Here is a 24067-nt window from a genome sequence, read left to right as displayed (position 1 = left end):
ACCGAAGCTATTTTGTTTTTTGCCGGTTTACCATCGCTGAAAACCGATTAAATTCGTGGCCGAAAATACTTCCGGGAGGGATTTGGCATGGGTGAATTTGCAGTCGTCACGGGTGGAAGCACAGGTATCGGAAGGCATCTTGTTTCCGCTTTTGCCGATGCGGGCTACACGGTGGCCTTCAGCTACAAGCACGATGACGAAGCTGCACAATCGCTCGTGGAAGCCATTGAGGAGGCGGGCGGCCAGGCGCTGGGGCTTGGCTGTGATGTGGGGCGGCGTGTCGAGGTCGAAGCCTTCTTCGATGAGGTCTGCGACTGGTTCGGTGATGCGCCCGATGTGCTGGTCAACAATGCAGGTATCCAGACCTGGGCACCCTTGCTGGAACTTTCCGAGGATGGTTGGGACGATGTCATCCGCACCAATCTGAAAGGCTGCTTCCTCAATACGCAGGCTGCCGCGAAGCGCATGGTGGAGGCCGACAAGGGCGGCGCTATCGTCAATATCGGTTCGGGCTGCAACAAGCTAGCCTTTCCGAAGCTCGTTTCCTACACGGCCTCCAAGGGCGGCATAGAGCAGTTCACCAAGGCTTCGGCGGTGGAGCTTGGGCCGCACGGCATCCGGGTGAATTGTGTGGCCCCCGGCGCGATCCTCAATGAACGCACGGCAGAAGAACAGCCCGACTATGCGGGCACCTGGGCACGCATCACGCCGCTGCGCAGGGTTGGAACGGCGGAGGACATTTCCGGCCCGGTCCTGTTCTTTGCTTCCGATGCGGCGCGTTTTGTTACCGGCCAGACGATCTGGGTCGATGGCGGTGTCTTTTCGCAGGCCAACTGGCCATATGAGGGATAATGGATTGCCAGTTATTCTGTATTTTTTGTACCAATTGGACGTGCTGAAATCATATTGATGGCTGGAAGTGCTAATAATCTATCCAATAATTAGTTGATAATTAATTATTGTTAGTAATGAATTGCTGTTTTATTTTCTTCTGTATTGTTTAAATTGTACTTGTTTGTTGGGTTGTATCAAAATTGGAGTAATACAATGAATATTACGCATAAAGATAAAGTATCGCTTGCTGTTCTGACAAAAGGCCTTTCCATCACGCTAACACGTCCAGAATGCACAGATACCCACACCACTCTAGGGTACAATGATAGAAACGGATCGGGCAACAAATCCGCTTAAGTATTTTTTATCGGGGCGATTTTCATCGCCCCTTTCGTTTTAATAGGGAGCGACATGTTGATGAATGCCGCCCAATCTCAAGCGCCAGTTTTTTCAATCCCTGTCGAGAATGCCCGTGATTTCGCCTGCAATAATTTATTGATCGATAACTTCCCCCTCTCACTGGCTCAAACGCGAGACAAATCGGTCATGGCGAAGTTGACCGAACAAGCTTCTCTCTTTCTTGTCGATATGATTCCTGAAATCAAACGGCAGCTCGATAATCCATTCGTCGGGATCGTTGCTATTGACGTGCCGCAGGTGTTTGATGATGCCACTGTCGATGCAATCGTAGGATCCTTGATTGCAGTATCTCTTACGCAAGCAATTATGCCGAGCCTCCCCGACCGTGAGAACAACGCGCCGTTTTCAATATTCACGGCGTCGAAGGACAATAGTAAGAATTTGGATCACGTAGGCATCCGCGGCCTCTCTCCCACCGTTTATGATAACGGCCAATCGAGTGTTAAGATTGTAGATAGGCGCGCAAGAGCGGCAATTTTCACCCGCGCACCCGACGGTTCAATTACGACTTTTATGAATGGAACTTTTGAAGGCCATGCCGATACTGGCACGGATCAAGCAAAGGACATCACTGCGGAAATCAAGAGTACGATTGCGGCCAATCCAGTCCGTTATTCAATCCCACAGGAAAGCAGAAGGCTTATCATTCTCAATAATGCGAATGGGTTTCATGCCCGCGATATTTTCGAAAACCCCATGGAAGGATACGCGGTTACCCGGACGTATCTGCGAAGCGCTTCAATTTCTGGGAAAGTCGTCGGCCGCATAATTGAGGGCTAATTTTGCTGATTAGAGTTTTTAAGTATTTTGAACGGCTAGTTGATTTTCACCATCACGGTCTGCGAGCGTATCAATCGCGCAGTGCACTCACGTTGTTCTTTGTCCTCATAGAACCGTTCCGGTGGCTAATTGTGGCATCTGCGCTGTCTGGTGCTGTCCTTACGGCGATTGACTTGCTAAGGCTTTGGGCTGTTGCGTACATTGTTGATATGGTCGCGCACTCATCCGAACTCAATCTAACTTCTGCAGCGATCACCCTTTTGGGCTCATTGATTGTCGCATATGCGATTGCTGATCCGGCGTTCTGGCTAGTCAATTATATGCTTCGAATGCAGGCGCTTCGATCACAGACAAAGTCATCAGCCCTCTGGCAGTCGCATAAGGCCGCTGCACAACATGACATGGAATATTTCCATGCACACCACGCAGGGCAGATTTGCGGACGTATAGGGCAACTCTCGAATGCGGTGCAGTCTGGCATAGAGATTTTAGCTGGTCGCGTTCCACTCGGCCTTGTGCGTTTTGCGGGCTCTGCCATTCTTATTTCATATCTTGCCCCTCTCTTTGTCGCTCCTGTGTTGATTTGGATTCTGCTTAATGGATTGTTAGCGATCTATCTTGTGCCTAAGTTCAACGCTCAAGCCGAAAAAATTTCCGAGACGTCCAGTATCGTAAACGGCGCTATCAATGAATATTTTTTAAATATTCGTGCGATAAAAACCTCATTTGCTTATGATACAGAGAACAGTTTTGTTCTTTCGAGAATTGATAAGCAACACGAGACAAATATCGATATTAACCGTTTAACGACGATTGCCGGGCTTTTTATTCGCTTACTTAACACAGGTCTCGTAGCCTGTATTCTTGCATTGGGCTTATACGGATTAGCCCACGGCATGATATCGCCCGGTGAGTTTGTTGCGGGGATTGCCTTAGCTGGGGGTATGGCTGCTGAGCAGGTTGGTTTGTCGGGGTATGGGAGGGGCTAACCCAGACATTTGGCACTATCAGAGATGCACGTTCGACTGTCACGGCAAAACCAACCGTCAAGGACGGTTACGGGCATCTCCGGGTATCCAATCCACCACATATTTCATTAAATAATGTCAGTTTTTCTTACGGACTAAGGGAAATTTTGAGGAACATCTCGTTTGAGATTGAGCCGGGACAAAAAGTTGGCATTGTTGGGCCTTCCGGGGCAGGTAAATCTACGCTTATCGACCTATTACTGAGATTATACGACGTCGATGCTGGACAGATTGCGCTTGATGGGCAGGATATTCGCTTTGTGAAGATTTCCGAGCTACGAAGTGTCTTTTCGGTCGTTGCGCAAAGCGACGCGCTGTTTCATCGTTCGATAAGGGATAATATCGCGTTTGGCTCGGAAACCTTCGAAGATGTAGCACTAAGGCATGCAGCCGAGTTAGCGGATGCATCTTTGTTTATTGAAGAGCTCGCTCCGGATGGAAAGGGCTTTGACGTAGTCATTGGAGAAAGGGGAGCCAAGCTTTCTGGTGGTCAACAACAGCGTATCTTGCTTGCGCGCGCGTTCATGCAGAAAAGGCCTGTTCTTATTCTTGATGAGGCCACATCCGCTCTCGATACCAATAGCGAAAGCTTGATTAAGAATGCGATTGCATCACTCGATGCAGATACAACCGTTATCGCCGTCGCACATCGCCTGTCTACTCTCCGGGACTTCGATAAAATCATCGTCCTAGATAACGGTGCTATCGTGGCAATGGGATCACATGAAGATCTTATTCAATCCTGTAAGCTTTATCGAGAGTTGTGGGCTAAGCAGGTTGGTTTGACGGTGATTTGAAATGCTCCGTACGTGGCGGAGTCCGCAGGAAGCGTGACGCGTCAGTATAAACTGAACATGCAAAGATCAGCCACTTGCATCTGGCTTCTTCCAATTTTTGTTCTTTAATAAATCAGGGAATTAAGTGGTGATCCCGACAGGAATCGAACCTGTGACCTACAGATTAGGAATCTGTCGCTCTATCCTACTGAGCTACGGGACCGACCGATGAGCATTCGCCGGTGATTCCGGCATTGCGAATGCTTTCAGACACATACTGTTTTTCATAGCTGTCGCCAACCCCGCAAAAAGCGGGGCAGGCGGATTTATTCAGTATCAGGCGGCGAGCGCCGTTTCCGCTACCGCTACAAAGTAGCTGACCCCATAGGGAATGGCATCGTCGTTGAAGTCATAGGCCGGGTGGTGAAGGCCGGGCGTGTCGCCATTGCCGAGGAAGATATAGGCGCCGGGGCGCGCTTCCAGCATGTAGGAAAAATCTTCCGCTGCCATCATCGGCTCGACGCTCTCGTCCACCTTGCCTTCGCCCGCCACAGCGCTGGCGACACGGGCGGCAAACTCCGTCTGTGTATCGTGGTTGTAGGTGACCGGATAATTGTTCTTGTAGCGCACGGTGATTTCCGCGCCGGTGGCGGCTGCGATACCGCTCGCCGCTTCACGGATACGGCGTTCGGCAAAGGCGCGGGTTTCCTTCTTGAGCGTGCGGACAGTACCCGACAGCGTCGCCTTTTCCGGGATCACATTATAAGCCTCGCCCGCAATGAATTTCGTCACCGAGATCACAAGTGAATCGAGCGGATCGCTATTGCGCGATACGATGCCCTGAAGGGCAATCATCAACTGGGAACCGGCCAGGATCGGATCGATTATGCGATGCGGTTGCGCTGCGTGGCCGCCGCGCCCGGTAATGAAAAGATCGAATTCATCGGTCGCCGCCATGATCGGGCCTTTTCGCATCGCGAACTGCCCGACCGGCAGGCCCGGCATATTGTGGACGCCGTAGACTTCCGAAATGTTGAAACGGTCCATCACGCCGTCCTCGACCATGGCGAGGCCACCGGCGCCGCCTTCTTCGGCAGGCTGGAACAGAAGCGCGACCGAACCGCGGAAATTGCGGGTCTCTGCGAGATATTGCGCTGCGCCGAGCAGCATGGATGTGTGTCCGTCATGGCCGCAGGAATGCGCCTTGCCGGGATTTTGCGAAGCCCATTCGACGCCGCTCGTTTCAGTTATCGGCAGGGCGTCCATATCGGCGCGCAGGCCGATGGCCGGGCCGCCGCCATGACGTCCCTTGATGATGCCGACCACGCCTGTGCGTCCGACGCCTGTTTCCACGAGATCGCAACCGAAGGATTTCAGCTTGTCTTCGACAAATTTTGCAGTTTCGTGCACGTCATAGAGAAGTTCGGGATTCTGGTGCAGTTTTCGTCGCCATGCGGCAATTTCCGCTTGCGTTTCAACGGCACGATTCAACACTGGCATTTTCTGAGGGCTCCCCGGATTGGGCATGATTTGAAGGAAACAGGATATGACGTTTCGGTGAAAGCGGGCAATCCCTGTTTGCCTTTTCATCGCCACATGGCATAGATAAAGAAAGCGTTAATCTCCCATTAGAGCGGTTCCAGTTGATACGGAGTCATTGGAGCAGCTCTATCTCTTTGTTTTTTTAAGCATTATCCGACGCAAAACCGCTTCGGACTTTTGCTGGAAAATGCTCTAGAGCACAATTCGAACCCGCAGAAGTTGCAGGCTATTTCGATTGGAACTACGGAATGATGTCGAAATCATTGAAAATCTGGTTCGCAGCTGCTGGCCTGTCGGTTACCGCACTGGCGTCCGCTGCGGCTAATCCCTCGATTGCAGTGGATGTCGCAACCGGCAAGGTCTACCAGCAGCAGGAAGCTTTTCAGCGCTGGTATCCTGCTTCCCTGACCAAGATGATGACGGCCTATGTGACATTCCGTGCGCTTCAGTCGGGCCAGATGACGCTGGATTCTCCGGTACGCATGACGGTCAACGCCGCCAAGGAGCCGCCGAGCAAGATGGGCTACAAGCCGGGATCGGTCATGACGCTCGATACGGCGTTGAAGATCATGCTGGTGAAGTCGGCCAATGACGTTGCCGTTGCCGTTGCCGAAGCCGTGGGTGGAACGGAATCCGGTTTCGTGCAGCGCATGAATGAGGAAGCCCAGCGTATCGGCATGGTCGGCTCGCATTTCGCCAATCCAAACGGCCTGCACAACCCCAACAACTACACGACGGCGCGCGACCTCGCGGTTCTGGCCGTGCAGCTTCGCCGCGAATTTCCGCAATATGCGCATTATTTCGCGACAGAGGCGATCGATCCGGGTGCGGGCAAGAAGGTTCAGGCCAATTACAACATCCTGCTTGGCCGCTATGACGGCGCGGACGGCATGAAGACTGGTTTCGTCTGTGCATCCGGCTTCAATCTTGCAAGTTCCGCCACGCGCAATGGCCGGACCGTGCTGGCAATCATTCTCGGTGCAGACCGGCAGGAAGCGCGTGCGGTTCAGGCTGCACAGCTCATGACCGATGCTTTCCGCGCAAGTTCAAGTGGTGGTGCGACGCTGGCGACCTTGCGTCCGACAGCGGGCGGTAATCTCAATCAGGCCGTCGACATGCGCAAGGCTATATGCAGCCAGCAGGCCATGGCCGATCGCTGGGACGGACGCGATGTCGAGGGCAAGCTGAAAATCAATTCGCCCTATATCCATGCCATGGATCATGATCCGGTGGCGGTGAAGGTCGGTCTGGTTTCCGAACCGGGTCCGACGACCCGCCCGAGCCAGCTCGACATTTCGCAGATTCCGGTGCCGATGCCGCGTCCGCAGCGTTCCGCTGGTGCCAACACTACCGCGATCAACTGATATGCCGAATCCCATACCCGTTTCCGTGCTGACCGGCTTTCTCGGTTCAGGCAAGACGACGCTTCTCAACCGGCTTCTGAAAGATCCGGCGCTGAGCGATACAGCGGTCATCATCAACGAGTTCGGCGAAGTCGGCATCGATCACCTGCTGGTCGAGCAGGCGAGCGAAGGCGTGATCGAGCTTTCCGATGGCTGCCTGTGCTGCACGGTACGCGGCGAACTGGTGGATACGCTGGCCGATCTGATCGACCGGCTTCAGACCGGGCGCATCAAGGCGCTGAAGCGCGTCATCATCGAAACCACCGGGCTTGCCGATCCGGCGCCGGTGCTGCATTCGATCATGGGGCATCCGGTTCTCATGCAGGCTTTCAGGCTCGATGGGGTTCTGGCGACCGTGGATGCCGTCAACGGCATGGCGACGCTCGACAATCACGAGGAAGCCGTCAAGCAGGCAGCTATGGCTGATCGCATCGTGCTCGCCAAGACCGATCTGCCGGAAGCGCAGGCCGGACTGGCGGCACTGAAGGCGCGCCTCCATGCGCTCAATCCCGGTGCGGATATTCTGGAAGCTGGTGAAGAACGCACTGGCTATGCGGCGCTTTTCGAATGCGGCCTTTATAATCCGGAAACGAAATCGGCAGACGTGCAGCGCTGGCTCAAGGCGGAAGCCTATGAGGACGAGCATCATGACCATTCCCATCATGGGCATTCCCATCACGGGCATTCCGATGGGCATGACCATGTATGTGGACCGGATTGCGATCATGACCATCATCATCACGGCCACCCGCATCATCATCACCATGACGATGCGATCCGGTCCTTTTCGCTTCGTCACGATGCGCCGATCCCGCTATCGACCTTCGACATGTTCCTTGATCTTCTGCGTTCAACGCATGGCGAAAAGCTGCTGCGTGTGAAGGGCATCGTGCAGATTGCCGAAGACCCGGATCGTCCCGTTGTCATTCATGGCGTGCAGAAGATTTTCCATCCGCCTGCACGCCTCCCGCATTGGCCGCAGGATAAGCGGGAAACGCTTCTGGTGATGATCGTGAAGGATCTGCCGGAAACCTATGTGCGGGAGCTGTTCGATGCGTTTTTGGGGCGTCCTGCGCTGGACAGGCCCGATCGTGTCGCGCTGACCGAAAATCCGCTGGCTATTCCGGGTTTTTCGCCCCGGAGCTGATACTCACTTCCTGCGAATAAGGAAGCGATGCAACGTCCCTTGACGCTCCTGCTTGAGGAGGGTGTGGCCTTCCTGCGTGCAGAAATGCGGGACGTCGATGCCTGACAGCGGATCGGTCGTTTCCACCCAGAGGAGTGCTTCGCTCGGCATTTTTTCCAGACGATTGCGGGTTTTCAAAACCGGAAGGGGGCATTTAAGCCCCCTCAGGTCGTAGACAGGAATGTCATCCTGCAAAGTCATCAGTTCCCGATGATCTTCCACCATGGCTTTTTCGGTTCGGGGGCTGCGACAGGTGCCGGTTGCTCGACATTCTGCGCCACCGTGCTGGCCGTCGTCATTGACGAGATCTGGGGTGAGACTTGCGGTGAAACCTGGGGGGCAGCAGCCTGTGCTGCAGCCGGGTTCGGCTGCGGTGCGGGCACGGCTGCGGTCTGTGTCGCGGGCTGAGCCGGAACAGCAGCCGGTTGCGGCGTTGCAGCAATGGCTGTCGGCTGTACGGCTGGCGTTGCCGGGCGGATGTCCGGTGCGCCCGCCTTTTCAGCGGAAGAAGCGGTGAGTGACGGCGGTTCCCGCGTTACCTTTTCACCGCGTGCACGCGCAGCGCTCCAGGCAGAGACCAGCTTGGCTTCGGCAATGCCCTGAATGGACGGTGCCGGTGCCTTCTGGCTGGCGCTGAATGCCGACTGGTAGGTCTTTTCGTAAGACGCATAGGACATGGCCTCGCCGCCAGCCGATGGCGGGCAGGCGTCCGTTGCAGACAGAGGCTGGCCGTCCGGCGTCGCAACGTTGAACACATAGCGCTTTTCGCAGACATCAACCTTCGGCGGCACCTTGGTGACCTCGAAAGAGTCGTAACCCTGTTTCAGCATCTTCCAGAAGGAATAATTCGGGTCGCTCTTGTAGCGCGCCATGTTGGCTGCGGTCATACGGAACGGAAATGCCTGAATCTGGAAGTCGCGCTGGCCGCCCTTGAAGGCGTCGCGACCGAAGGCATAAATCTCGGCGACCTGTTCGTCAGTCATCGAATAGCAGCCCGACGACGAGCATGCGCCGTGCACCATCAGGTGCTGGCCGGTGCGTCCATTGGCGCGGTCATAGGCGTTGGGGAAGCCGATGTTAAACGAGAGGTAATAGCTCGAATTCGGGTTCATCTGGGCGGGACGGACGTTGTAGAAACCTTCCGGCGCCTGACGGTCACCCTCGATATATTTCGGGCCGAGCTTGCCCGACCACTTGCAGATTTCGTAGGACGCAATCTGGTCGTACTTGCCGTTGTTCTTCTGCTTCCAGACCTCGAGAGTGCCTTCCTCCTTGAAAATGCGCACCATGATCGGCGAGGTGCGGGTCATGCCCTTCGCCTTCATCTTGGCAACGACTTTCTCGGGAAGCGGCTTCTCGGCCCGGAGGCTCAGATCGGATACGGACGAACCCTGACAGCCCGCGAGAAGCGCGGTTGCCATTACGGAGCCTAGAATTGCGGTTCTGATCTTCATGTCGCATCGAGTCTGTTAGAGCTACGCCAGAGACTTTATGAGCAAAAGCCAATTTCCTGAACGTCGAATTTTAAAACTGAAACCTTACGGTATCGTTTATAATTCCTTGCTCAGATAGCTAAAATCCAGCGCGTCGGCAATATGGCCGAATTTGCAGCATGATGCAAATCCGGGAGGCGCGAGGCCTCCCGGATGAGTCTTTTTTGTTTTGAATCGCGCATCCTGATCCGAAAACCGCATTACACTTTTCGGGATGCGCTCCCATTTTGGGCGGAAATCAGATGTTGCGGCCGATTTCGAGGAATTTCTGGCGGCGTTCCTGCTTCAGCGTTTCGCCATCGATATCCTTCATCGAGCGCAGCGACGCGGTGATGATGTCGCCAGCCGCATCGATGACGGCTTCCTTGCCGCGGTGGGCGCCGCCCAGGGGCTCAGGAATGATGCCGTCGATGATCTTGAGATCGAACAGGTCCTGCGCGGTGATGCGCATGTTGGAAGCGGCATCCTTGGCGCGGGTCGAATCATGCCAGAGGATCGACGCAGCGCCTTCGGGCGAGATCACCGAATAGATCGAATGCTCAAGCATATAGACGCGGTTTGCAACGGCGATGGCGATGGCGCCGCCGGAGCCGCCTTCACCGATGATGATCGAGATGACAGGAACGCGCAGCCGCAGGCACTCCGCCGTCGAACGAGCAATCGCTTCGGCCTGACCGCGCTCCTCGGCGCTGACACCCGGATAGGCGCCTGCAGTATCGACGAGGGTGATGAGCGGCAACTGGAAGCGGTCGGCCATTTCCATGATGCGGACGGCCTTGCGATAGCCTTCCGGACGGGCCGAGCCGAAATTATGCTTCAGGCGCGTCTTGGTGTCGGAGCCTTTTTCCTGCCCGATGATCGCGACGGCCTGACCGTTGAAGCGACCGAAACCGGCCTGGATGGCTTCGTCATTGGCGAATTTGCGGTCGCCAGCAAGCGGGGTGAATTCGGTGAACAGACGGTCGATATATTCCAGGCAGTGCGGACGGTCCGGATGGCGGGCGATCTGCGCCTTCTGCCACGGTGTCAGCTTGCGATAGATGTCCTTCAGCGCATCAGCCGAACGCTTCTCGAGGCGACGAATCTCGTCGCTCATCTCGACGCTGCCTTGTTCCTGCGCGAGCTTTTTCAGCTCCAGAATCTGGCCTTCGAGGTCGGCGACGGGTTTTTCAAAATCGAGATAGTTGTACATCGGGCCTGACTGTTCGTGCTTTTTCCAAAGGGATTAGCGCTATTGCGAGCCTGAAAAAGGCTGTTTTACGGCGCTTTACATATTCACTACTGGCTCATCTTGCAAATTTTCGATTTTCTCATAACCGGACAAAGGCTAATCGGCAAGCGGATGATGCTCGCTGACGAGCTTATGCAGTCTTTCCTCCAGCACATGCGTATAGATTTGCGTCGTGGAAATATCGGCATGGCCGAGCAATTGCTGCACGGTGCGCAGATCTGCGCCGTTCTGCAGCAGGTGGCTGGCAAAGGCATGGCGCAGCACGTGCGGTGAAATGGCGGCGGCCGATAATCCTGCCCGTGCGGCAAGTCCTTTCAACTCGCGGGCAAAAACCTGGCGCGCCAGATGGCCGCTTTCCGAAAAAGCCGGAAACAGCCAGGGATTGTCATCACTGCCGGGCAGGGAATCCCGCAAGGCGAGAAAGCGCTGCAAAGCTTCACGGGCCTTGGGTGAAAGCGGAACCATGCGTTCCTTGGAGCCCTTGCCGCGGACCAGCAGAAAGCGGTGATCGGTGCGCGCGACGGTGACGGGCAGGCCGACAAGTTCCGAGACGCGAAGCCCTGTCGCATAAAGCGTTTCGAGAAGCGCATGAAGGCGCAAGGCCCGCAGCCGGTCGGAAGTGCGCTCATCCGGTTCGGCTGTTTCATTGGTTTCGAGCACTGCGCGGTCGAGAAGCCGCGTGACGTGTTCGACGCTCATGATCTTCGGCAGCGGCTTTTGCTTCTTGGGGGCATCGACTGTGCCGGTCGGGTCGTCCTGCCGATAGCCTTCCGAATAGAGAAAACGGAAGAACTGACGCAGCGCCGACAAACGCCTGGCCTGAGATGTCGAGGCAAAACCTTCCGTTGCCATGGCATCAATGGCGCTGCGGATATGGTCGGGTCCGGCTTCGGCAAGATTGACGCCTCGGGCCGCCAGCGTCTCTGCCACAGCTTCCAGATCGCGCCGGTAGGATTCGAGCGTGTTTTCCGCAGCACCCCGTTCGGCGCTCATCATTTCCAGAAAGTTCTCGATCGCCAGCGATGCGCGCATCGTCACTCCTGTGGGATCTGCGGTAGTTGGGGCGCCGTATCGGCGGTTTCCGCCGGGGCAGGCCCGGCTGCGGGGGCCGGCGGCGGCGCAATCGTCACCGGTTTCAGCTTCGAAGCCGGTATGTCGACGGTGATCTCGCGTGTGTCTGGTTCAACGAAATTGGCAAGCGCATACATAGCGCCGTAAACGATGGCGGCAACAAGAGCGAGAAAGAGGACGAGGCGCGTCAGCGTAGGCATTCATCTTTTATGCTTTGGCATTGGGACGAAAGCAAGGAGGGGAGACGAAAGAGGGGACGAGGGTGCAATCCTGCAAAAAAGCCATGCTTGCGGTCGTGCGCGCCTTGAAAACCAATCAAAGCAATTGACGTCGCCCTGTTTTTCATGTGGAACCGGAGCAAATGGACGAGGACAATGAGCAGCACGACAAAACAAAACAATCTACATGAGAAAGCGGAGCTGATCCGCGAACTTCTCGGTTCGAAAGTCGTGGTGCTTGTTGGGCTGATGGGAGCTGGAAAATCGACCGTCGGACGTAAAGCCGCGGCCTTGCTCGGCTTGCCGTTTCGCGATGCCGATACGGAGATCGAAGCGGTTTCCCGGATGAGCATTCCTGAATTATTCGAAGCTTATGGCGAGGTCGAGTTCCGTGATCTCGAACGTCGTGTCATCATGCGCCTGCTCGAAGACGGGCCGATGGTTCTGGCGACCGGTGGCGGAGCCTATATGAACGCCGAAACACGCGCGGCAATTGGTCGAGCTGGCGTTTCCATCTGGCTTAATGCGGAAATCGATATTCTGATGGAGCGCGTATCGCGCCGCCAGAACCGTCCGCTGCTGAAAAACAGCGATCCGCGCGGCGTCATGCTGCGGCTGATGAACGAGCGCTATCCCGTCTATGCGCTGGCCGATCTCCAGCTTATGACCCGTGACGACAAGAAGGAAGTGATCGCTGCCGAACTGCTCGATGTTCTGGCCGGTCATCTCGAAGGTTTAGAGGCTTGATGGCTGTTCGGTAGAAAGAACCGCCGATGTCCTCGTTGCATGATATTGGAGACTACGCATGAACGCGCCTTCCATCGCCCAGGATGTTACGACTGTTCCCGTGTCGCTTGGCGACCGCTCCTACGACATTCTGATCGGCAAGGGGCTGGTTGATCGTGCGGGCGAGGAAGTGGCAAAGCGTCTGAAAGGCGTGCGCGTGGCGGTGGTGACAGACGAAAATGTCGCCAAGGCGCATCTCGAGCGCCTGACTGAAAGCTTCGCCAAGGCCGGTATCGATGTTACGCCGGTGATTGTTGCGCCGGGTGAGAAGTCCAAATCCTTTGCCACGCTTGAAACCGTTACCAATGCCGTGCTGGCGGCGCGCCTGGAGCGTGGCGATGCGGTTGTGGCATTTGGTGGCGGCGTGGTTGGCGATCTTTCGGGCTTCGTCGCCGGTATCGTGCGGCGCGGCATGAATTTCGTGCAGATGCCGACCTCGCTCCTGTCGCAGGTGGATTCCTCGGTCGGTGGCAAGACCGGGATCAACACGGCACATGGCAAGAACCTTGTCGGCGTGTTCTACCAGCCCCGACTGGTTCTGGCCGATACGGAAGTTCTAGACACGCTGAGCCCGCGTGAGTTCCGGGCCGGTTATGCCGAAGTTGCAAAATATGGCCTGATCGACCGCCCGGACTTCTTCGAATGGCTGGAGCAGAACTGGCAGGAGGTTTTCTCCGGCGGCGCGGCGCGGACGGAAGCCATCGCTGAATCCTGCCGTTGCAAGGCGGCTGTCGTTGCGCGCGACGAGCGCGAAACCGGCGACCGTGCGCTGCTCAATCTCGGCCATACGTTTGGCCATGCGCTGGAAACCGCAACCGGCTACGATTCGAGCCGTCTCGTGCACGGCGAAGGTGTCGCCATCGGCATGGCGCTGGCCCATCGCTTTTCGGTCAAGATGAACCTGTGCGGCATCGAGGATGCAGAGCGCGTCGAGGCGCATCTGAAGGCGGTCGGCTTGCCATACCGGCTGTCGGATGTGCCGGGCGGCTTGCCATCGGCGGAAAAGTTGATGGATTATATTGCGCAGGACAAGAAAGTGGCGCGCGGTGCGCTCACCTTCATCCTGACGCGGGGCATCGGGCAGTCCTTTATTGCCAAGGACGTGCCGCCGGTAGCCGTGCTGGAATTTTTGAAAGACCGTCTGGAAACGAAATAATACCAAGTCTCGGTGAGTTTGACTCATCGAGACTTGGTTAAGCCCGTGCGGCGATTGAGCAACTTCAGGGCGTGATGCGTCAGCATCCCAGCGCCCTGCTAAAAGAGGACAGGGCGAATGACTTTCGAGCTTTGGGTTATGTGCGGCATCATCCTGCTCTGTGTCATTCTTTCCGGTTTCTTTTCGGGTTCTGAAACGGCGCTGACGGCAGCGTCGCGTGCCCGTATGCTCACGCTCGAGCACAATGGCGAGGAGCGTGCAGGCGTCGTCCAGCGTCTGATTGGAAGGCGCGACCGGCTGATCGGCGTGCTTTTGATCGGCAACAACCTCGCCAATATTCTGGCGTCCTCGATTGCCACCAGCATTTTCCTGAACCTGTTCGGCGATGCAGGCGTCGCCTATGCGACGCTGGCAATGACGGTCATTCTCGTTATTTTCGCGGAGGTGCTGCCGAAGTCATGGGCGATTTCGGGACCGGACCGGTTTTCGCTGGCCGTCGCGCGCAGCGTGTCGCTGGTGGTGTTGATCCTTGGGCCGGTTTCCGCTGCCGTGAACTGGATCGTGCGTGTGATCCTCAAGGTCTGCGGTATCAATCTTGCAGCCGGTCGTTCCATGCTGAGCCCGCAGGAAGAGTTGCGCGGCGCGGTCGAGGTACTGCATCGCGACAAGTCGCTCATCAAGGAAGATCGCGACCAGTTGGGCGGATTGCTCGACCTCAAGGAACTGGAAGTCAGCGACGTGATGGTGCACCGGACATCGATGGGCACCGTCAATGCCGATGCTCCGGCGGATGAGATCGTGCGCGATATTCTGGCCAGCCCGCACACGCGCATGCCGCTCTGGCGCGACGATATCGACAATATTGTCGGCATCATTCACACCAAGGACCTGTTGCGCGCGCTTTACGACGTCGACAATGATTTCAAACGCATCGACATCATGAAGGTTGCGCGCAAGCCGTGGTTCGTGCCCGACACGACGACATTGCAGGACCAGCTTGACGCCTTTCTTCGCCGCAAGGCGCATATCGCCATCGTCGTCGACGAATATGGCGATGTGCAGGGACTGGTGACGCTTGAGGATATTCTGGAAGAAATCGTCGGCGATATTGCCGACGAGCACGATATCGACATGCAGGGCGTTCGCCTGCAACCGGACGGTTCGGTGATTGTCGACGGCTCGCTGCCGATTCGCGACATCAACCGCGCGCTCGACTGGTCCTTGCCCGATGAGGAAGCGACAACGATTGCAGGTCTCGTCATTCATGAGACCCAGACGATTCCCGAAGTGAAGCAGGCCTTCACCTTTTACGGGAAACGCTTTTCCGTCCTGAAGAAGGAAAAGAACCGCCTGATACGGTTGCGCATCGTGCCGCTTGATGCCGATGGAAAGCCGACACCCATCGTTGCGGCACTACCGCGCTAACAGGTTTCGCGGGAGCGCGCTTCCACCTAACACTCTGTTTTTGAACATTTTATCTTGGGATAGCAGGCATTTTTCTTACGAAAGCTGTCGCCCGAGTGGCTTTGTGATTTCTAATTTTATACATTTTTCTAATACACAATATGAAGTATTCATAATAGAATTATAGATCTTCATATCAATTACTTCTAATATAGATAAAATACAACCAATGGTTATTTTGAATATTTAAGTTGATATTATTCAAAATATGAGCTCTCATGAGCATATATTGAATCGTTAAGTCTATATAGGCGTATATTTCCTGTTATAGATGGTTTATGTTCTGATACGAAAACTACGGAGAATTTCGCGTTCGAAGTGCTTTATAATAAGAGATATACGATCTTGGTCTATTCGTACTTGCACTAGATTTTATCCTGGATTTCTTTTCTCCGCAAAGTTCGATCTGTCTGCTCCATATAGCAAGGCGCCCGAAAGGGCGCCTTGCTTGTTTGCGGATTATGTCTTCGATCTGTTTCAGCGCCGCGTTGCCTCACCGGGGGCGGAAGGCTCAAGCGCCAGCGCGTGCACGCCGCTATCGAGTTCTTCCTTCAAAAGTGCATTGATGGCGCGGTGGCGCTCGATGCGACTCATTTTGGCAAAGGCGTCGGCAATGATGCGGATGCGGAAATGGGTTTCGCCGGTGCCGTCATAAACTTCATCGTGACCGCGCTCCTCGTGGTGATGTCCGGCGTGGAGATGGCTTTCATTGATGATTTCAAGCCGTTCGGGAGCGAAAGCCGTGGTCAGTTTCGCTTCCATCGCGCTTTGTTTGCTATTGTGAATGGACATTTGGACCACTTCTCCCCATATAGACGCTGTGCCTCATATAACGTTGCTTCGGCAGCAAAAGGTGGGGCAAATCCGCACAGGAAAGCAACCTGCTTCAAAATTTCGCCCAGTTAAAATGGCCAAAAGCCAGACCGGACGAAATGTCAATTCTTGTTCAGCAACTCATAATCCGCATAATTCGATTCGATGACAACGAACTCAAAATTTTTCGACAGTATCCGCATCAAGCCCAAGAAGACTGCAGAAGCGAAGGCTTCGGGGCCTTGCTGCCAATGGGACGGATGTGACAAGCCAGGCACGCACCGCGCGCCTGTCGGACGCATGCGCGAAGGCGAATATTTCCGCTTCTGTGTTGATCACGTGCGGGAATATAACAAGAATTTCAATTACTTCTCTGGTCTTTCAGATGGCGACATCGCGAAATTCCAGAAGGATGCGATCACGGGTCATCGCCCGACCTGGTCGACGACGGCGAACTCTACCGCCAAGCCGCGCACGTCGCCGGATGTGGCGAAGATGCGTTCCGGCTCGGCCTCCTATCACAATCGCATCCGCGATCCCTTCAACCTTTTCAAGGAAGCCAAGGGACATGCGCCGGGCCAGAAAGCGCAGCGCAAGCCGCGCACGCTGGAAATAAAGGCGCTGGCGACGCTCGGTCTTGAACCAAATTCGACTGGCGATAAGATCAAGGCGCGTTATAAAGAGCTGGTAAAGCAGCACCATCCGGATGCAAATGGTGGTGATCGCGGATCGGAAGAAAGATTTCGCGATGTTATTCAGGCTTATCAATTGCTCAAGCAGGCAGGTTTTTGCTAAAGCCTGTTTGGGCCTGACAGGCTGACTATGGGAGTTGTCGCCGACAACTCCGACGGACATTCTTCTGCCGCGCAATTGCGCGGGCGCAAGCACGGATGCCCGCAACGAATTACGGAAGGGGCATACCGTCCGGCTCGCCGGAAAAACATGCCCACGGGTGAAAGTTGCCGGTCGGTAGCTTGCCGGTATTAATTCGCGGCCGGTCGCTGCCTGCCGCTCTGGAGGCATGATGAACAAGGTTGAGCGGGATATAGCCAATTTGCCGGATACGACGGTTTCGGTGCGCGAAGTGTTCGGAATCGATTCCGACATGACGGTGCCAGCCTATGCGGCAGGCGATTCCTATGTGCCGGAGCTTGATCCGGATTATCTTTTCGACCGTCAGACGACGCTCGCGATCCTTGCAGGCTTTGCCTATAACCGTCGCGTGATGGTTTCCGGTTATCACGGCACCGGCAAGTCGACCCATATCGAGCAGGTCGCAGCCCGCCTCAACTGGCCTTGCGTCCGCGTCAACCTCGACAGCCATGTCAGCCGTATCGATCTTGTCGGCAAGGACGCCATCGTCGTCAAGGATGGCGTGCAGGTCACCGAATTCAAGGACGGCATCCTTCCCTGGGCCTATCAGCACAATGTGGCGCTGGTGTTCGACGAATATGATGCCGGTCGTCCGGACGTGATGTTCGTCATCCAGCGCGTTCTGGAATCGTCCGGTCGCCTGACCCTGCTCGACCAGAGCCGCGTCATCCGTCCGCATCCGGCTTTCCGCCTGTTCGCGACCGCCAACACCGTTGGCCTCGGTGATACGACCGGCCTCTATCACGGCACCCAGCAGATCAACCAGGCGCAGATGGACCGCTGGTCCATCGTGACGACGCTGAACTATCTGCCGCACGACAATGAAGTGAACATCGTTCTTGCCAAGGCCAAGCATTATCAGAATGCCGAAGGCCGCGAGATCGTGAACAAGATGGTGCGCGTGGCCGACATGACCCGTCAGGCGTTCATCAATGGCGATCTTTCGACCGTCATGAGCCCGCGTACGGTCATCACCTGGTCCGAAAATGCCGCGATCTTCAACGACGTCGGCTTTGCCTTCCGCCTGACCTTCCTCAACAAGTGCGACGAACTGGAACGCCCGATCGTGGCCGAGTTCTATCAGCGCGCTTTCGGCGTTGAACTGCCGGAATCGGCAGCCAATATCGTTCTCGCTTGATGCGGAAGAAGCCTGCCGCCTGATCATATCCGGCGGCAGCGCACTGTCTGATGCGGGGGTGATGAGCTTCGCCCTTGCTTGAAAGCGAAGTCAGGATAGGCATATGTCGGGCCAGAAGTCAGGAATAGGCGATAATTCGCGCGAGCGTAAACCGGGACCGGTGGATTCCGAACCGTTCAAGCGCGCTCTAACGGCTTGCGTCCGCGCCATTTCCGGCGAGCACGAGCTGGAAGTGGCGTTCACCAATGACCGCCCGGCCTTGAGCGCCAATCGCGCCCGTCTTCCCGATCTGCCGAAGCGCCCGACTGCGCACGATATCGCCGTCACGCGCGGCCTCGGTGATTCCATGGCGCTCCGTCAGGCGCGTCACAATCCGCGCATTCACGCGGCACTTGCCCCGGAAGGAAAGCAGGCGCGTGCTATTTACGACGCTGTAGAGCAGGCGCGCGTGGAAGCCATCGGCGCCCGCGCCATGTCAGGCATGGCGGATAATCTTTCCACCATGCTTGCGGATAAATATTCGAAAGCCAATTTCTCTGCCGTCACCGCCAAGGAAGACGCGCCGCTTGAGGAAGCCGTGTCGCTTCTGCTGCGTGAAAAGCTGACCGGACGGGCCGCACCTGCGGAAGCCGGACAGGTGCTGGAACTGTGGCGCGATTGGATCGAGCAGAAGGCTGCCGCCGATATTGCGCGGCTTGGCGACGATCTTGAAGACCAGCAGGCTTTTGCGCGCACGGTGCGTGACATGCTCGCCTCCATGGATATGGCGGAAGAGCTCTCGCAGGAAGAACCGAGCGACGAGGAAGAGCAGAACGACGAGCAGACGCCTGATTCCGACGAGAACGAGGAAGGCGGCGACGAGAGTCAGGAAGGTTCCGATTCCGCTGAAAGCGAGGAATCCGACAGTTCGAGCGATGAAGGCGAGCAGGGCGAAATGGATGCCGCCGATGCTTCTGCCGACGACATGGACGACAGCGATGATATCGACGCGGAAACACCGGGAGATACGCGCCGTCCGAACCAGCCTTTCGCCAATTTTGCCGAGCATGTCGACTACAAGGTCTTCACGCGCGAGTTCGACGAGGAGGTCGAGGCAACCGATCTTTGCGACGAGGCGGAACTCGATCGTCTGCGCGGCTTCCTCGACAAGCAGCTTGCCAATCTGCAGGGTGTTGTCGGGCGATTGGCTAACCGCCTGCAGCGCCGCCTGATGGCGCAGCAGAATCGCTCCTGGGATTTCGATCTGGAAGAGGGCTATCTCGATTCGGCCCGTCTGGTGCGCATCGTCATCGATCCGACGCAGCCGCTTTCCTACAAGCAGGAGCGCGATACGGATTTCCGCGATACGGTCGTGACGCTGGTGCTGGACAATTCCGGGTCCATGCGCGGTCGCCCGATCACGGTTGCTGCGACCTGCGCGGATATTCTCGCCCGCACGCTGGAGCGTTGCGGCGTGAAGGTGGAAATTCTGGGCTTCACCACCAAGGCGTGGAAGGGCGGCCAGTCACGCGAAGCGTGGCTTGGACGTGGCAAGCCTGCCAATCCGGGTCGCCTCAATGATCTGCGCCATATCGTCTACAAGAGCGCCGATGCGCCATGGCGCCGTTCACGGCGCAATCTCGGCCTGATGATGCGCGAAGGCCTGCTCAAGGAAAACATCGACGGTGAAGCACTGATCTGGGCGCATCAGCGGCTGCTGGCGCGTCCTGAACAGCGCAAGATCCTGATGATGATTTCGGATGGCGCGCCCGTCGACGACTCGACGCTTTCCGTCAATCCCGGCAACTATCTCGAGCGTCACCTGCGCGCCGTGATCGAGGAAATCGAAACGCGCTCTCCGGTGGAACTGATTGCAATCGGCATCGGCCATGATGTCACGCGCTATTATCAGCGTGCCGTCACCATCGTCGACGCGGAAGAGCTGGCTGGCGCCATGACGGAGCAGCTTGCATCGCTGTTCGAGGAGCAGGGTGCTGCGGCATCGGGCAAGGGCAGACGGCGCGCCGGTCGGCGATAGAATATCGGTCAAAGAAAAGGGCGCCTGAAGCGCCCTTTTTTCATGCCTGCTGTTTGGTTGCAGCCAGAACGATTTCGCGTATGCAGACGCCCTGTGGCTGCTCATAGGCATAGAGAATGGCGCGAGCCACATCGTCGGCCGAAAGCACAGGCGCGCCCATTTCCTTTTTCCATTCTTCGTAACCGGCCTTGATACCGGCGTCGCTGGTATGGCTCAGAAGTTCGGTTTCCACGGCACCGGGCGCAATCGTCACGACACGGACATTGTGCGGCGAAAGTTCCTCGCGCAGATTTTCCGACATACCATGCACGGCGAACTTGGTGCCGACATAGGCAACATGATTGGCGAAGGTCTTGCGGCCAGCCACCGAGCTGATGTTGATGATGGTTCCGTGCTTGCGCGCGACCATCCCGCCAGCCACGGCGTGAACGCCGTTGAGCAATCCTTTGACGTTTACTTCCAGCATCCGGTCCCACTCATCCGGGTCCTGTCGGGTTACTTCGCCAAGCAACATCACGCCGGCATTGTTGACGATAGCGTCGGCGGGACCAAACTTTGCTTCCGCTTCCTGAACGGCGGCCAAAAGTGCCTTGCGGTCGGTAACGTCAACCGATTTGCAGAGCGTGTTCGGCAGGTTGAGCTTTTCCATCGCGTCCAGTCGGCGCGCCAGAAGCAGCAATGGATGACCGCGATGGGCAAACATTTTTGCAGCGGCAAGGCCAATGCCCGAGCTTGCGCCGGTAATAATGACGAGTGGAAGTTTTTCCTTATTCAAGGACATCTAATCAATCCTTACCTAAATATAAATATAGTCAAACCGAAAGAGGAAAGCCGACGCCTGAATAATTTCAGGCGTTTTTTGCTTTCTACACGTAATATAGAAATCCGTTCCGATAAAGAAAGACCGCAGGAAAAACCTGTGGTCTGTCGGAGAGCGGTTCATACAGGGGATATTTATTGAGGAAAACCGGTTTTCGTTGCGTTCAACGGATCGTGAATCCTCGAGAATATCAGCCAGCGTTTGTCCGGTTTGGCGCGTAAAGCGTCGGAGCGAAGACAGCGAGGATTGCGCCATAGGGGATCAGCATCAGCGTTCCCATGATGACCTTCACGAAGAAGTCGCCGAAAGCCAGCGACGCCCAGAGCGGAACGCCGAGGCCGAGGAAGGATGCCGGTTCGGCAAGGGACGAATCGGGCATGCCGGTCAGCTTATCGATCCAGGCAAAACTGGCTGCGAAGGCAATCGAGAAGAACAGGATCGTATCGAGCACAGAGCCGAACATGGCAGCCGCAAAAGGAGCCTTCCACCAGGTCTTGCGACGCAGGCGGTCGAAAACGGTGATGTCCATCAACTGTGCCAGAAGGAAGGCGGAACCGGAGGCAATGGCGATACGCGGGGTCGCGAGCCAGATCGACATAAGGACGCCAAGCACGAAACCGGCATAGACGACCTTGCGCGCGGCAGCAGGGCCGAAGCGGCGATTCGTCAGGTCATTGACCAGAAAGGCGATGGGGTAGGTAAAGGCGCCGTAGGTCAGCACTTCACCGAGGCCGAAATGCTGGAAGGGATACTGGACAAGTATGTTCGACGCGGCAACTGCCACGCACATAGCCAGTATCGCAGGCGCAAGCCGGGAATAAGAAGGTGTCTCGATTGACATTTTTTTATCCTGGGTGATGGAACCAGCAAAAAAGGCCGACAGAAGCCGGCCTTTTTTGTCGAAATTTTTGGCCGGAAGCTTAGGCAGCGACTGCTGCTTCAGCCTGCTTCTTTGCGATCTGACGCTTCAGCAGGCGAGCGCGCTGCGACAGTTCCTTGTCGTCAGACTTGACGAGGAATGCATCAAGACCACCGCGATGTTCAACCGAACGCAGAGCGTTGGCGGAAACGCGCAGGCGATAGCTCTGGCCGAGCGTTTCGGACATCAGCGTAACATTGCAGAGGTTCGGCAGAAAGCGGCGACGCGTCTTGTTGTTCGCGTGGCTGACATTGTTGCCGTACTGGACCGACTTGCCGGTCAATTCACAAGCGCGGGACATTTTGGTCTCACCTTCAATTACGTTCTTCAGGCCCCGACCCGAATGTCCGAATTCAAGCAATCAACGCAGTTTGATGCTGCTGGCGCGCGATCTCGGACAGGCGGCCTATTGGGAAAGTCGCGTTTCTATAGTGACAGCAGCCGTTGCAGTCAAGTGAGATTCCGTATCCATCGCGCAAAGACGCGGTTTTCCGGCTTTCGCATGGCCTTCACGAAAGCTTGCGATCATAACTTCGCCGGTTTTGCCTGATGCACAGATACTGTATCGAAGAATCCCACGCAACTTTGTGGCGTTCCAATGTGGTTGAAAACCTTCGGTTCGAAACCATCACGGGGCACCCGACGAGGAACAGGCCGCGCAACAGGATAAAGCGGATTTGTTTTGAGTTTTTGTCTTTACGCATGTCTTTATCGGAAAACCCGTTCCAGTTTTCCGAGATGTGTTCTAGCGGAAGGAATGCGCGCATGATCGAACCGTCGCATAAGTTGAAGCCCGTCTGGCACCGGCTGGCGCATGGTGGTGTGTTGGCCTTTGCCGGCCTGATCGTTGCGGGATCAATGATTGCAGGCGGACCGGCCAGGGCCAACGATCTTTATCGAACCGAATACGATATTTCCATTTTCGGGCTTTCGATTGCGCGGTCGGCCATAGAAACCACGGTCAACGGCGCCAATTACAACCTCAATGGCCGTTTTCTGACTTCCGGCCTGGCGCGGGTGTTCGATGATACGGACGGCACCGTGCACGTGACCGGCAGCGCCGTCAGCGGCAAGGTCGTGCCGAAGAGCTTCGATCTCGCTTACAAGCATGGTCGCAAGAACAAGAGCACCACGATCCGCTTCGCCAATGGCAATGTCGTTTCGGCAGAAAACCAGCCTCCGGTGAAGAAGCGCGATCCATGGGTGGAGACATCGCCGCAGGACCTGCTCAATGTCAGCGACCCGCTGAGCGCGTTGATGATTCCCGCCAAGAACGGTCGGGCAGTCTGCGACCGTTCGCTGAGCGTGTTTGACGGGCAGACCCGTGCGGAGATCAAGCTTTCCTTCAACGGCACCGAATCGTTTACGACCGATGGCTTCACCGGCGAATCGGTCATCTGCTCTGCAAAGTTCGTTCCGATTTCTGGATATCAGAAGGGCAAGAAGGCTATCGATTATCTGAGCAATCGCAGCCGGATGACGATTTCCTTCGCATCGCTTGGCAATTCGGGCATCTATGCGCCCGTCGTCGCCCGAATCGGGACGCAGATCGGCACACTCAAGATCGAAGCCACCCGTTTTTCCAAGGTGAATTGATCCGGCCAATCCGGATTAATGCTTCGGATGCACGCATTCCTCATGGTTGCCGAGGATTTCGATCACGCGGCACTGGTCGATGCGGCCATGGGCGGTGCATTCCAGCATGCGCTGCAATTCCGTTTTCAGTGACAGCAGTTTTGCGATGCGGTGTTCGACATCGCTCAAGCGTGCGCGTGCAATGGCGTCGGCTGCCGCACAGGACTGGTCGGGATTATCCTGAAGATCGAGCAGAGTGCGGATGGCATCCACCTCGAAACCCAGATCGCGTGCATGGCGGATGAAAAGCAGCCGCTGGACATCCTGCCCGTCATAGAGGCGGCGATTGCCGTCGCTGCGCGGTGGTGAGGGCAAGAGGCCGATCTGCTCGTAATAGCGAATCGTCGGCACTTTGACGCCGCTCGCTTTCGATGCTTCGCCGATCGATACATTCATGATCATTTTCCGCTTGCTCCTCTAGTCACTAGAGGATGTAGACCTTGCTCAAGATAATTCAAGAGCGA

24 protein-coding genes and 1 tRNA gene are annotated in these 24067 nt (G+C 56.1%); 13 read left to right on the top strand and 12 right to left on the bottom strand.

Features of this window, described 5'->3' with window-relative positions:
* Window positions 1-87: 87 nt before the first annotated feature.
* The 4 genes from F9K91_RS12470 (at window position 88) to F9K91_RS26330 (ending at window position 3859) form a co-directional block, all read left to right on the top strand.
* Window positions 88-852: an SDR family NAD(P)-dependent oxidoreductase gene (locus F9K91_RS12470; RefSeq protein WP_151555198.1), complete on the top strand. Its 765-nt coding sequence runs from the start codon at window positions 88-90 to the stop codon at window positions 850-852.
* 393 nt (window positions 853-1245) lie between these two features.
* The gene (locus F9K91_RS12465) at window positions 1246-2034 is read left to right on the top strand and encodes a hypothetical protein (protein WP_151677898.1); all 789 of its coding nucleotides are present in this window, start codon (window positions 1246-1248) and stop codon (window positions 2032-2034) included.
* 131 nt (window positions 2035-2165) lie between these two features.
* The gene (locus tag F9K91_RS26335; protein WP_235912943.1) at window positions 2166-3023 is read left to right on the top strand and encodes an ABC transporter transmembrane domain-containing protein; all 858 of its coding nucleotides are present in this window, start codon (window positions 2166-2168) and stop codon (window positions 3021-3023) included.
* Window positions 3024-3169: 146 nt separating this feature from the next.
* Entirely contained in the window at window positions 3170-3859 is a 690-nt protein-coding gene (locus F9K91_RS26330) for an ABC transporter ATP-binding protein (RefSeq protein ID WP_235912940.1), read from the top strand.
* Window positions 3860-3984: 125 nt separating this feature from the next.
* Here the strand turns inward: F9K91_RS26330 and F9K91_RS12455 are convergent.
* Both F9K91_RS12455 and F9K91_RS12450 read right to left on the bottom strand, forming a co-directional pair.
* A tRNA-Arg gene (locus F9K91_RS12455) sits at window positions 3985-4061 on the bottom strand.
* 113 nt (window positions 4062-4174) lie between these two features.
* Window positions 4175-5338 (bottom strand): M20 aminoacylase family protein, encoded by a 1164-nt coding sequence (locus F9K91_RS12450; RefSeq protein ID WP_151677897.1) that lies wholly within the window; start codon window positions 5336-5338, stop codon window positions 4175-4177.
* Between the two features lie 290 nt (window positions 5339-5628).
* Here F9K91_RS12450 and F9K91_RS12445 point away from each other — a divergent pair, with 290 nt between their 5' ends.
* Both F9K91_RS12445 and F9K91_RS12440 read left to right on the top strand, forming a co-directional pair.
* Window positions 5629-6744 carry a D-alanyl-D-alanine carboxypeptidase family protein gene (locus F9K91_RS12445; RefSeq protein ID WP_151555429.1) on the top strand — a complete coding sequence of 372 codons (1116 nt, stop codon included), beginning with the start codon at window positions 5629-5631 and terminating at the stop codon, window positions 6742-6744.
* Window position 6745: 1 nt separating this feature from the next.
* Window positions 6746-7930 carry a CobW family GTP-binding protein gene (locus F9K91_RS12440; RefSeq protein WP_151555428.1) on the top strand — a complete coding sequence of 395 codons (1185 nt, stop codon included), beginning with the start codon at window positions 6746-6748 and terminating at the stop codon, window positions 7928-7930.
* 3 nt (window positions 7931-7933) lie between these two features.
* Here F9K91_RS12440 and F9K91_RS12435 read toward each other — a convergent pair whose 3' ends face one another.
* The 5 genes from F9K91_RS12435 to F9K91_RS12415 form a co-directional block, all read right to left on the bottom strand.
* Window positions 7934-8191, bottom strand: a complete 258-nt coding sequence (locus F9K91_RS12435) for a sulfurtransferase TusA family protein (protein WP_235912946.1) — start codon at window positions 8189-8191, stop codon at window positions 7934-7936.
* Window positions 8170-9423, bottom strand: a complete 1254-nt coding sequence (locus F9K91_RS12430; protein ID WP_151677896.1) for a L,D-transpeptidase family protein — start codon at window positions 9421-9423, stop codon at window positions 8170-8172. The genes F9K91_RS12435 and F9K91_RS12430 overlap by 22 nt, the downstream gene beginning before the upstream one ends.
* A 277-nt stretch (window positions 9424-9700) precedes the next feature.
* On the bottom strand, window positions 9701-10654 hold the full coding sequence (locus tag F9K91_RS12425) for an acetyl-CoA carboxylase carboxyltransferase subunit alpha (protein WP_061344562.1): 954 nt from the start codon (window positions 10652-10654) through the stop codon (window positions 9701-9703).
* Window positions 10655-10789: 135 nt separating this feature from the next.
* Window positions 10790-11725, bottom strand: a complete 936-nt coding sequence (gene xerD, locus F9K91_RS12420) for a site-specific tyrosine recombinase XerD (protein WP_151677895.1) — start codon at window positions 11723-11725, stop codon at window positions 10790-10792.
* A gap of 2 nt (window positions 11726-11727) precedes the next feature.
* Complete coding sequence (locus F9K91_RS12415; RefSeq protein ID WP_151555423.1) at window positions 11728-11964, bottom strand: hypothetical protein; 237 nt, start codon at window positions 11962-11964, stop codon at window positions 11728-11730.
* 174 nt (window positions 11965-12138) lie between these two features.
* On the opposite strand from F9K91_RS12415, the gene F9K91_RS12410 reads away from it, so the two are divergent.
* From F9K91_RS12410 to F9K91_RS12400, 3 genes are all read left to right on the top strand, one after another.
* Window positions 12139-12729 (top strand): shikimate kinase, encoded by a 591-nt coding sequence (locus tag F9K91_RS12410; protein WP_061344559.1) that lies wholly within the window; start codon window positions 12139-12141, stop codon window positions 12727-12729.
* Window positions 12730-12787: 58 nt separating this feature from the next.
* Entirely contained in the window at window positions 12788-13924 is a 1137-nt protein-coding gene (gene aroB / locus F9K91_RS12405; RefSeq protein WP_151555422.1) for a 3-dehydroquinate synthase, read from the top strand.
* 117 nt (window positions 13925-14041) lie between these two features.
* A complete protein-coding gene (locus tag F9K91_RS12400) occupies window positions 14042-15349 on the top strand; it encodes an HlyC/CorC family transporter (protein WP_151555420.1) in 1308 nt (435 codons plus the stop codon).
* 516 nt (window positions 15350-15865) lie between these two features.
* Here the strand turns inward: F9K91_RS12400 and F9K91_RS12395 are convergent.
* Window positions 15866-16180, bottom strand: coding sequence for a BolA family protein (locus tag F9K91_RS12395; RefSeq protein ID WP_151555419.1), 315 nt, complete (start codon window positions 16178-16180; stop codon window positions 15866-15868).
* A gap of 186 nt (window positions 16181-16366) precedes the next feature.
* Here F9K91_RS12395 and F9K91_RS12385 point away from each other — a divergent pair, with 186 nt between their 5' ends.
* The 3 genes from F9K91_RS12385 to cobT all read left to right on the top strand — a co-directional run bounded on the left by F9K91_RS12385 (window position 16367) and on the right by cobT (window position 20229).
* Window positions 16367-16996, top strand: a complete 630-nt coding sequence (locus F9K91_RS12385) for a J domain-containing protein (protein ID WP_151555417.1) — start codon at window positions 16367-16369, stop codon at window positions 16994-16996.
* A 229-nt stretch (window positions 16997-17225) separates the two neighbouring features.
* Window positions 17226-18212, top strand: coding sequence for a cobaltochelatase subunit CobS (gene cobS, locus F9K91_RS12380; protein ID WP_061344554.1), 987 nt, complete (start codon window positions 17226-17228; stop codon window positions 18210-18212).
* Between the two features lie 103 nt (window positions 18213-18315).
* A complete protein-coding gene (gene cobT, locus F9K91_RS12375; RefSeq protein WP_151555415.1) occupies window positions 18316-20229 on the top strand; it encodes a cobaltochelatase subunit CobT in 1914 nt (637 codons plus the stop codon).
* A 40-nt stretch (window positions 20230-20269) separates the two neighbouring features.
* On the opposite strand, the gene F9K91_RS12370 is transcribed toward cobT, so the two are convergent.
* From F9K91_RS12370 to rpmB, 3 genes are all read right to left on the bottom strand, one after another.
* Window positions 20270-21010 (bottom strand): SDR family oxidoreductase, encoded by a 741-nt coding sequence (locus F9K91_RS12370; protein WP_151555414.1) that lies wholly within the window; start codon window positions 21008-21010, stop codon window positions 20270-20272.
* A gap of 229 nt (window positions 21011-21239) precedes the next feature.
* Entirely contained in the window at window positions 21240-21890 is a 651-nt protein-coding gene (locus tag F9K91_RS12365; protein WP_151555412.1) for a queuosine precursor transporter, read from the bottom strand.
* A gap of 79 nt (window positions 21891-21969) precedes the next feature.
* Complete coding sequence (gene rpmB, locus F9K91_RS12360; RefSeq protein ID WP_010657607.1) at window positions 21970-22269, bottom strand: 50S ribosomal protein L28; 300 nt, start codon at window positions 22267-22269, stop codon at window positions 21970-21972.
* A 464-nt stretch (window positions 22270-22733) separates the two neighbouring features.
* Between rpmB and F9K91_RS12355 the strand changes: the two genes are divergently transcribed.
* A complete protein-coding gene (locus tag F9K91_RS12355) occupies window positions 22734-23564 on the top strand; it encodes a DUF3108 domain-containing protein (protein WP_151677894.1) in 831 nt (276 codons plus the stop codon).
* A 15-nt stretch (window positions 23565-23579) separates the two neighbouring features.
* Here the strand turns inward: F9K91_RS12355 and F9K91_RS12350 are convergent, their stop codons facing one another.
* The gene (locus tag F9K91_RS12350; RefSeq protein WP_109986961.1) at window positions 23580-24005 is read right to left on the bottom strand and encodes a MerR family transcriptional regulator; all 426 of its coding nucleotides are present in this window, start codon (window positions 24003-24005) and stop codon (window positions 23580-23582) included.
* Window positions 24006-24067: the final 62 nt, after the last annotated feature.

Origin of the sequence: Brucella tritici (genome assembly GCF_008932295.1) — a bacterium.
Classification (GTDB): domain Bacteria; phylum Pseudomonadota; class Alphaproteobacteria; order Rhizobiales; family Rhizobiaceae; genus Brucella; species Brucella tritici.
This window is presented reverse-complemented; position numbering and strand designations above follow the sequence as displayed.

Coding starts and splice junctions, on each gene's coding strand:
- F9K91_RS12440 (WP_151555428.1), top strand. CDS start 6,746: ATGCCGAATCCCATACCCGTTTCCGTGCTGACCGGCTTTCTCGGTTCA.
- F9K91_RS12470 (WP_151555198.1), top strand. CDS start 88: ATGGGTGAATTTGCAGTCGTCACGGGTGGAAGCACAGGTATCGGAAGG.
- F9K91_RS12395 (WP_151555419.1), bottom strand. CDS start 16,180: ATGTCCATTCACAATAGCAAACAAAGCGCGATGGAAGCGAAACTGACC.
- F9K91_RS12410 (WP_061344559.1), top strand. CDS start 12,139: ATGAGCAGCACGACAAAACAAAACAATCTACATGAGAAAGCGGAGCTG.
- F9K91_RS12425 (WP_061344562.1), bottom strand. CDS start 10,654: ATGTACAACTATCTCGATTTTGAAAAACCCGTCGCCGACCTCGAAGGC.
- F9K91_RS12365 (WP_151555412.1), bottom strand. CDS start 21,890: ATGTCAATCGAGACACCTTCTTATTCCCGGCTTGCGCCTGCGATACTG.
- rpmB (WP_010657607.1), bottom strand. CDS start 22,269: ATGTCCCGCGCTTGTGAATTGACCGGCAAGTCGGTCCAGTACGGCAAC.
- F9K91_RS12400 (WP_151555420.1), top strand. CDS start 14,042: ATGACTTTCGAGCTTTGGGTTATGTGCGGCATCATCCTGCTCTGTGTC.
- F9K91_RS12415 (WP_151555423.1), bottom strand. CDS start 11,964: ATGCCTACGCTGACGCGCCTCGTCCTCTTTCTCGCTCTTGTTGCCGCC.
- cobT (WP_151555415.1), top strand. CDS start 18,316: ATGTCGGGCCAGAAGTCAGGAATAGGCGATAATTCGCGCGAGCGTAAA.
- F9K91_RS12430 (WP_151677896.1), bottom strand. CDS start 9,423: ATGAAGATCAGAACCGCAATTCTAGGCTCCGTAATGGCAACCGCGCTT.
- F9K91_RS12445 (WP_151555429.1), top strand. CDS start 5,629: ATGATGTCGAAATCATTGAAAATCTGGTTCGCAGCTGCTGGCCTGTCG.
- F9K91_RS12370 (WP_151555414.1), bottom strand. CDS start 21,010: ATGTCCTTGAATAAGGAAAAACTTCCACTCGTCATTATTACCGGCGCA.
- cobS (WP_061344554.1), top strand. CDS start 17,226: ATGAACAAGGTTGAGCGGGATATAGCCAATTTGCCGGATACGACGGTT.
- F9K91_RS12450 (WP_151677897.1), bottom strand. CDS start 5,338: ATGCCAGTGTTGAATCGTGCCGTTGAAACGCAAGCGGAAATTGCCGCA.
- F9K91_RS12465 (WP_151677898.1), top strand. CDS start 1,246: ATGTTGATGAATGCCGCCCAATCTCAAGCGCCAGTTTTTTCAATCCCT.
- F9K91_RS12355 (WP_151677894.1), top strand. CDS start 22,734: ATGATCGAACCGTCGCATAAGTTGAAGCCCGTCTGGCACCGGCTGGCG.
- xerD (WP_151677895.1), bottom strand. CDS start 11,725: ATGCGCGCATCGCTGGCGATCGAGAACTTTCTGGAAATGATGAGCGCC.
- F9K91_RS12385 (WP_151555417.1), top strand. CDS start 16,367: ATGACAACGAACTCAAAATTTTTCGACAGTATCCGCATCAAGCCCAAG.
- F9K91_RS12350 (WP_109986961.1), bottom strand. CDS start 24,005: ATGATCATGAATGTATCGATCGGCGAAGCATCGAAAGCGAGCGGCGTC.
- aroB (WP_151555422.1), top strand. CDS start 12,788: ATGAACGCGCCTTCCATCGCCCAGGATGTTACGACTGTTCCCGTGTCG.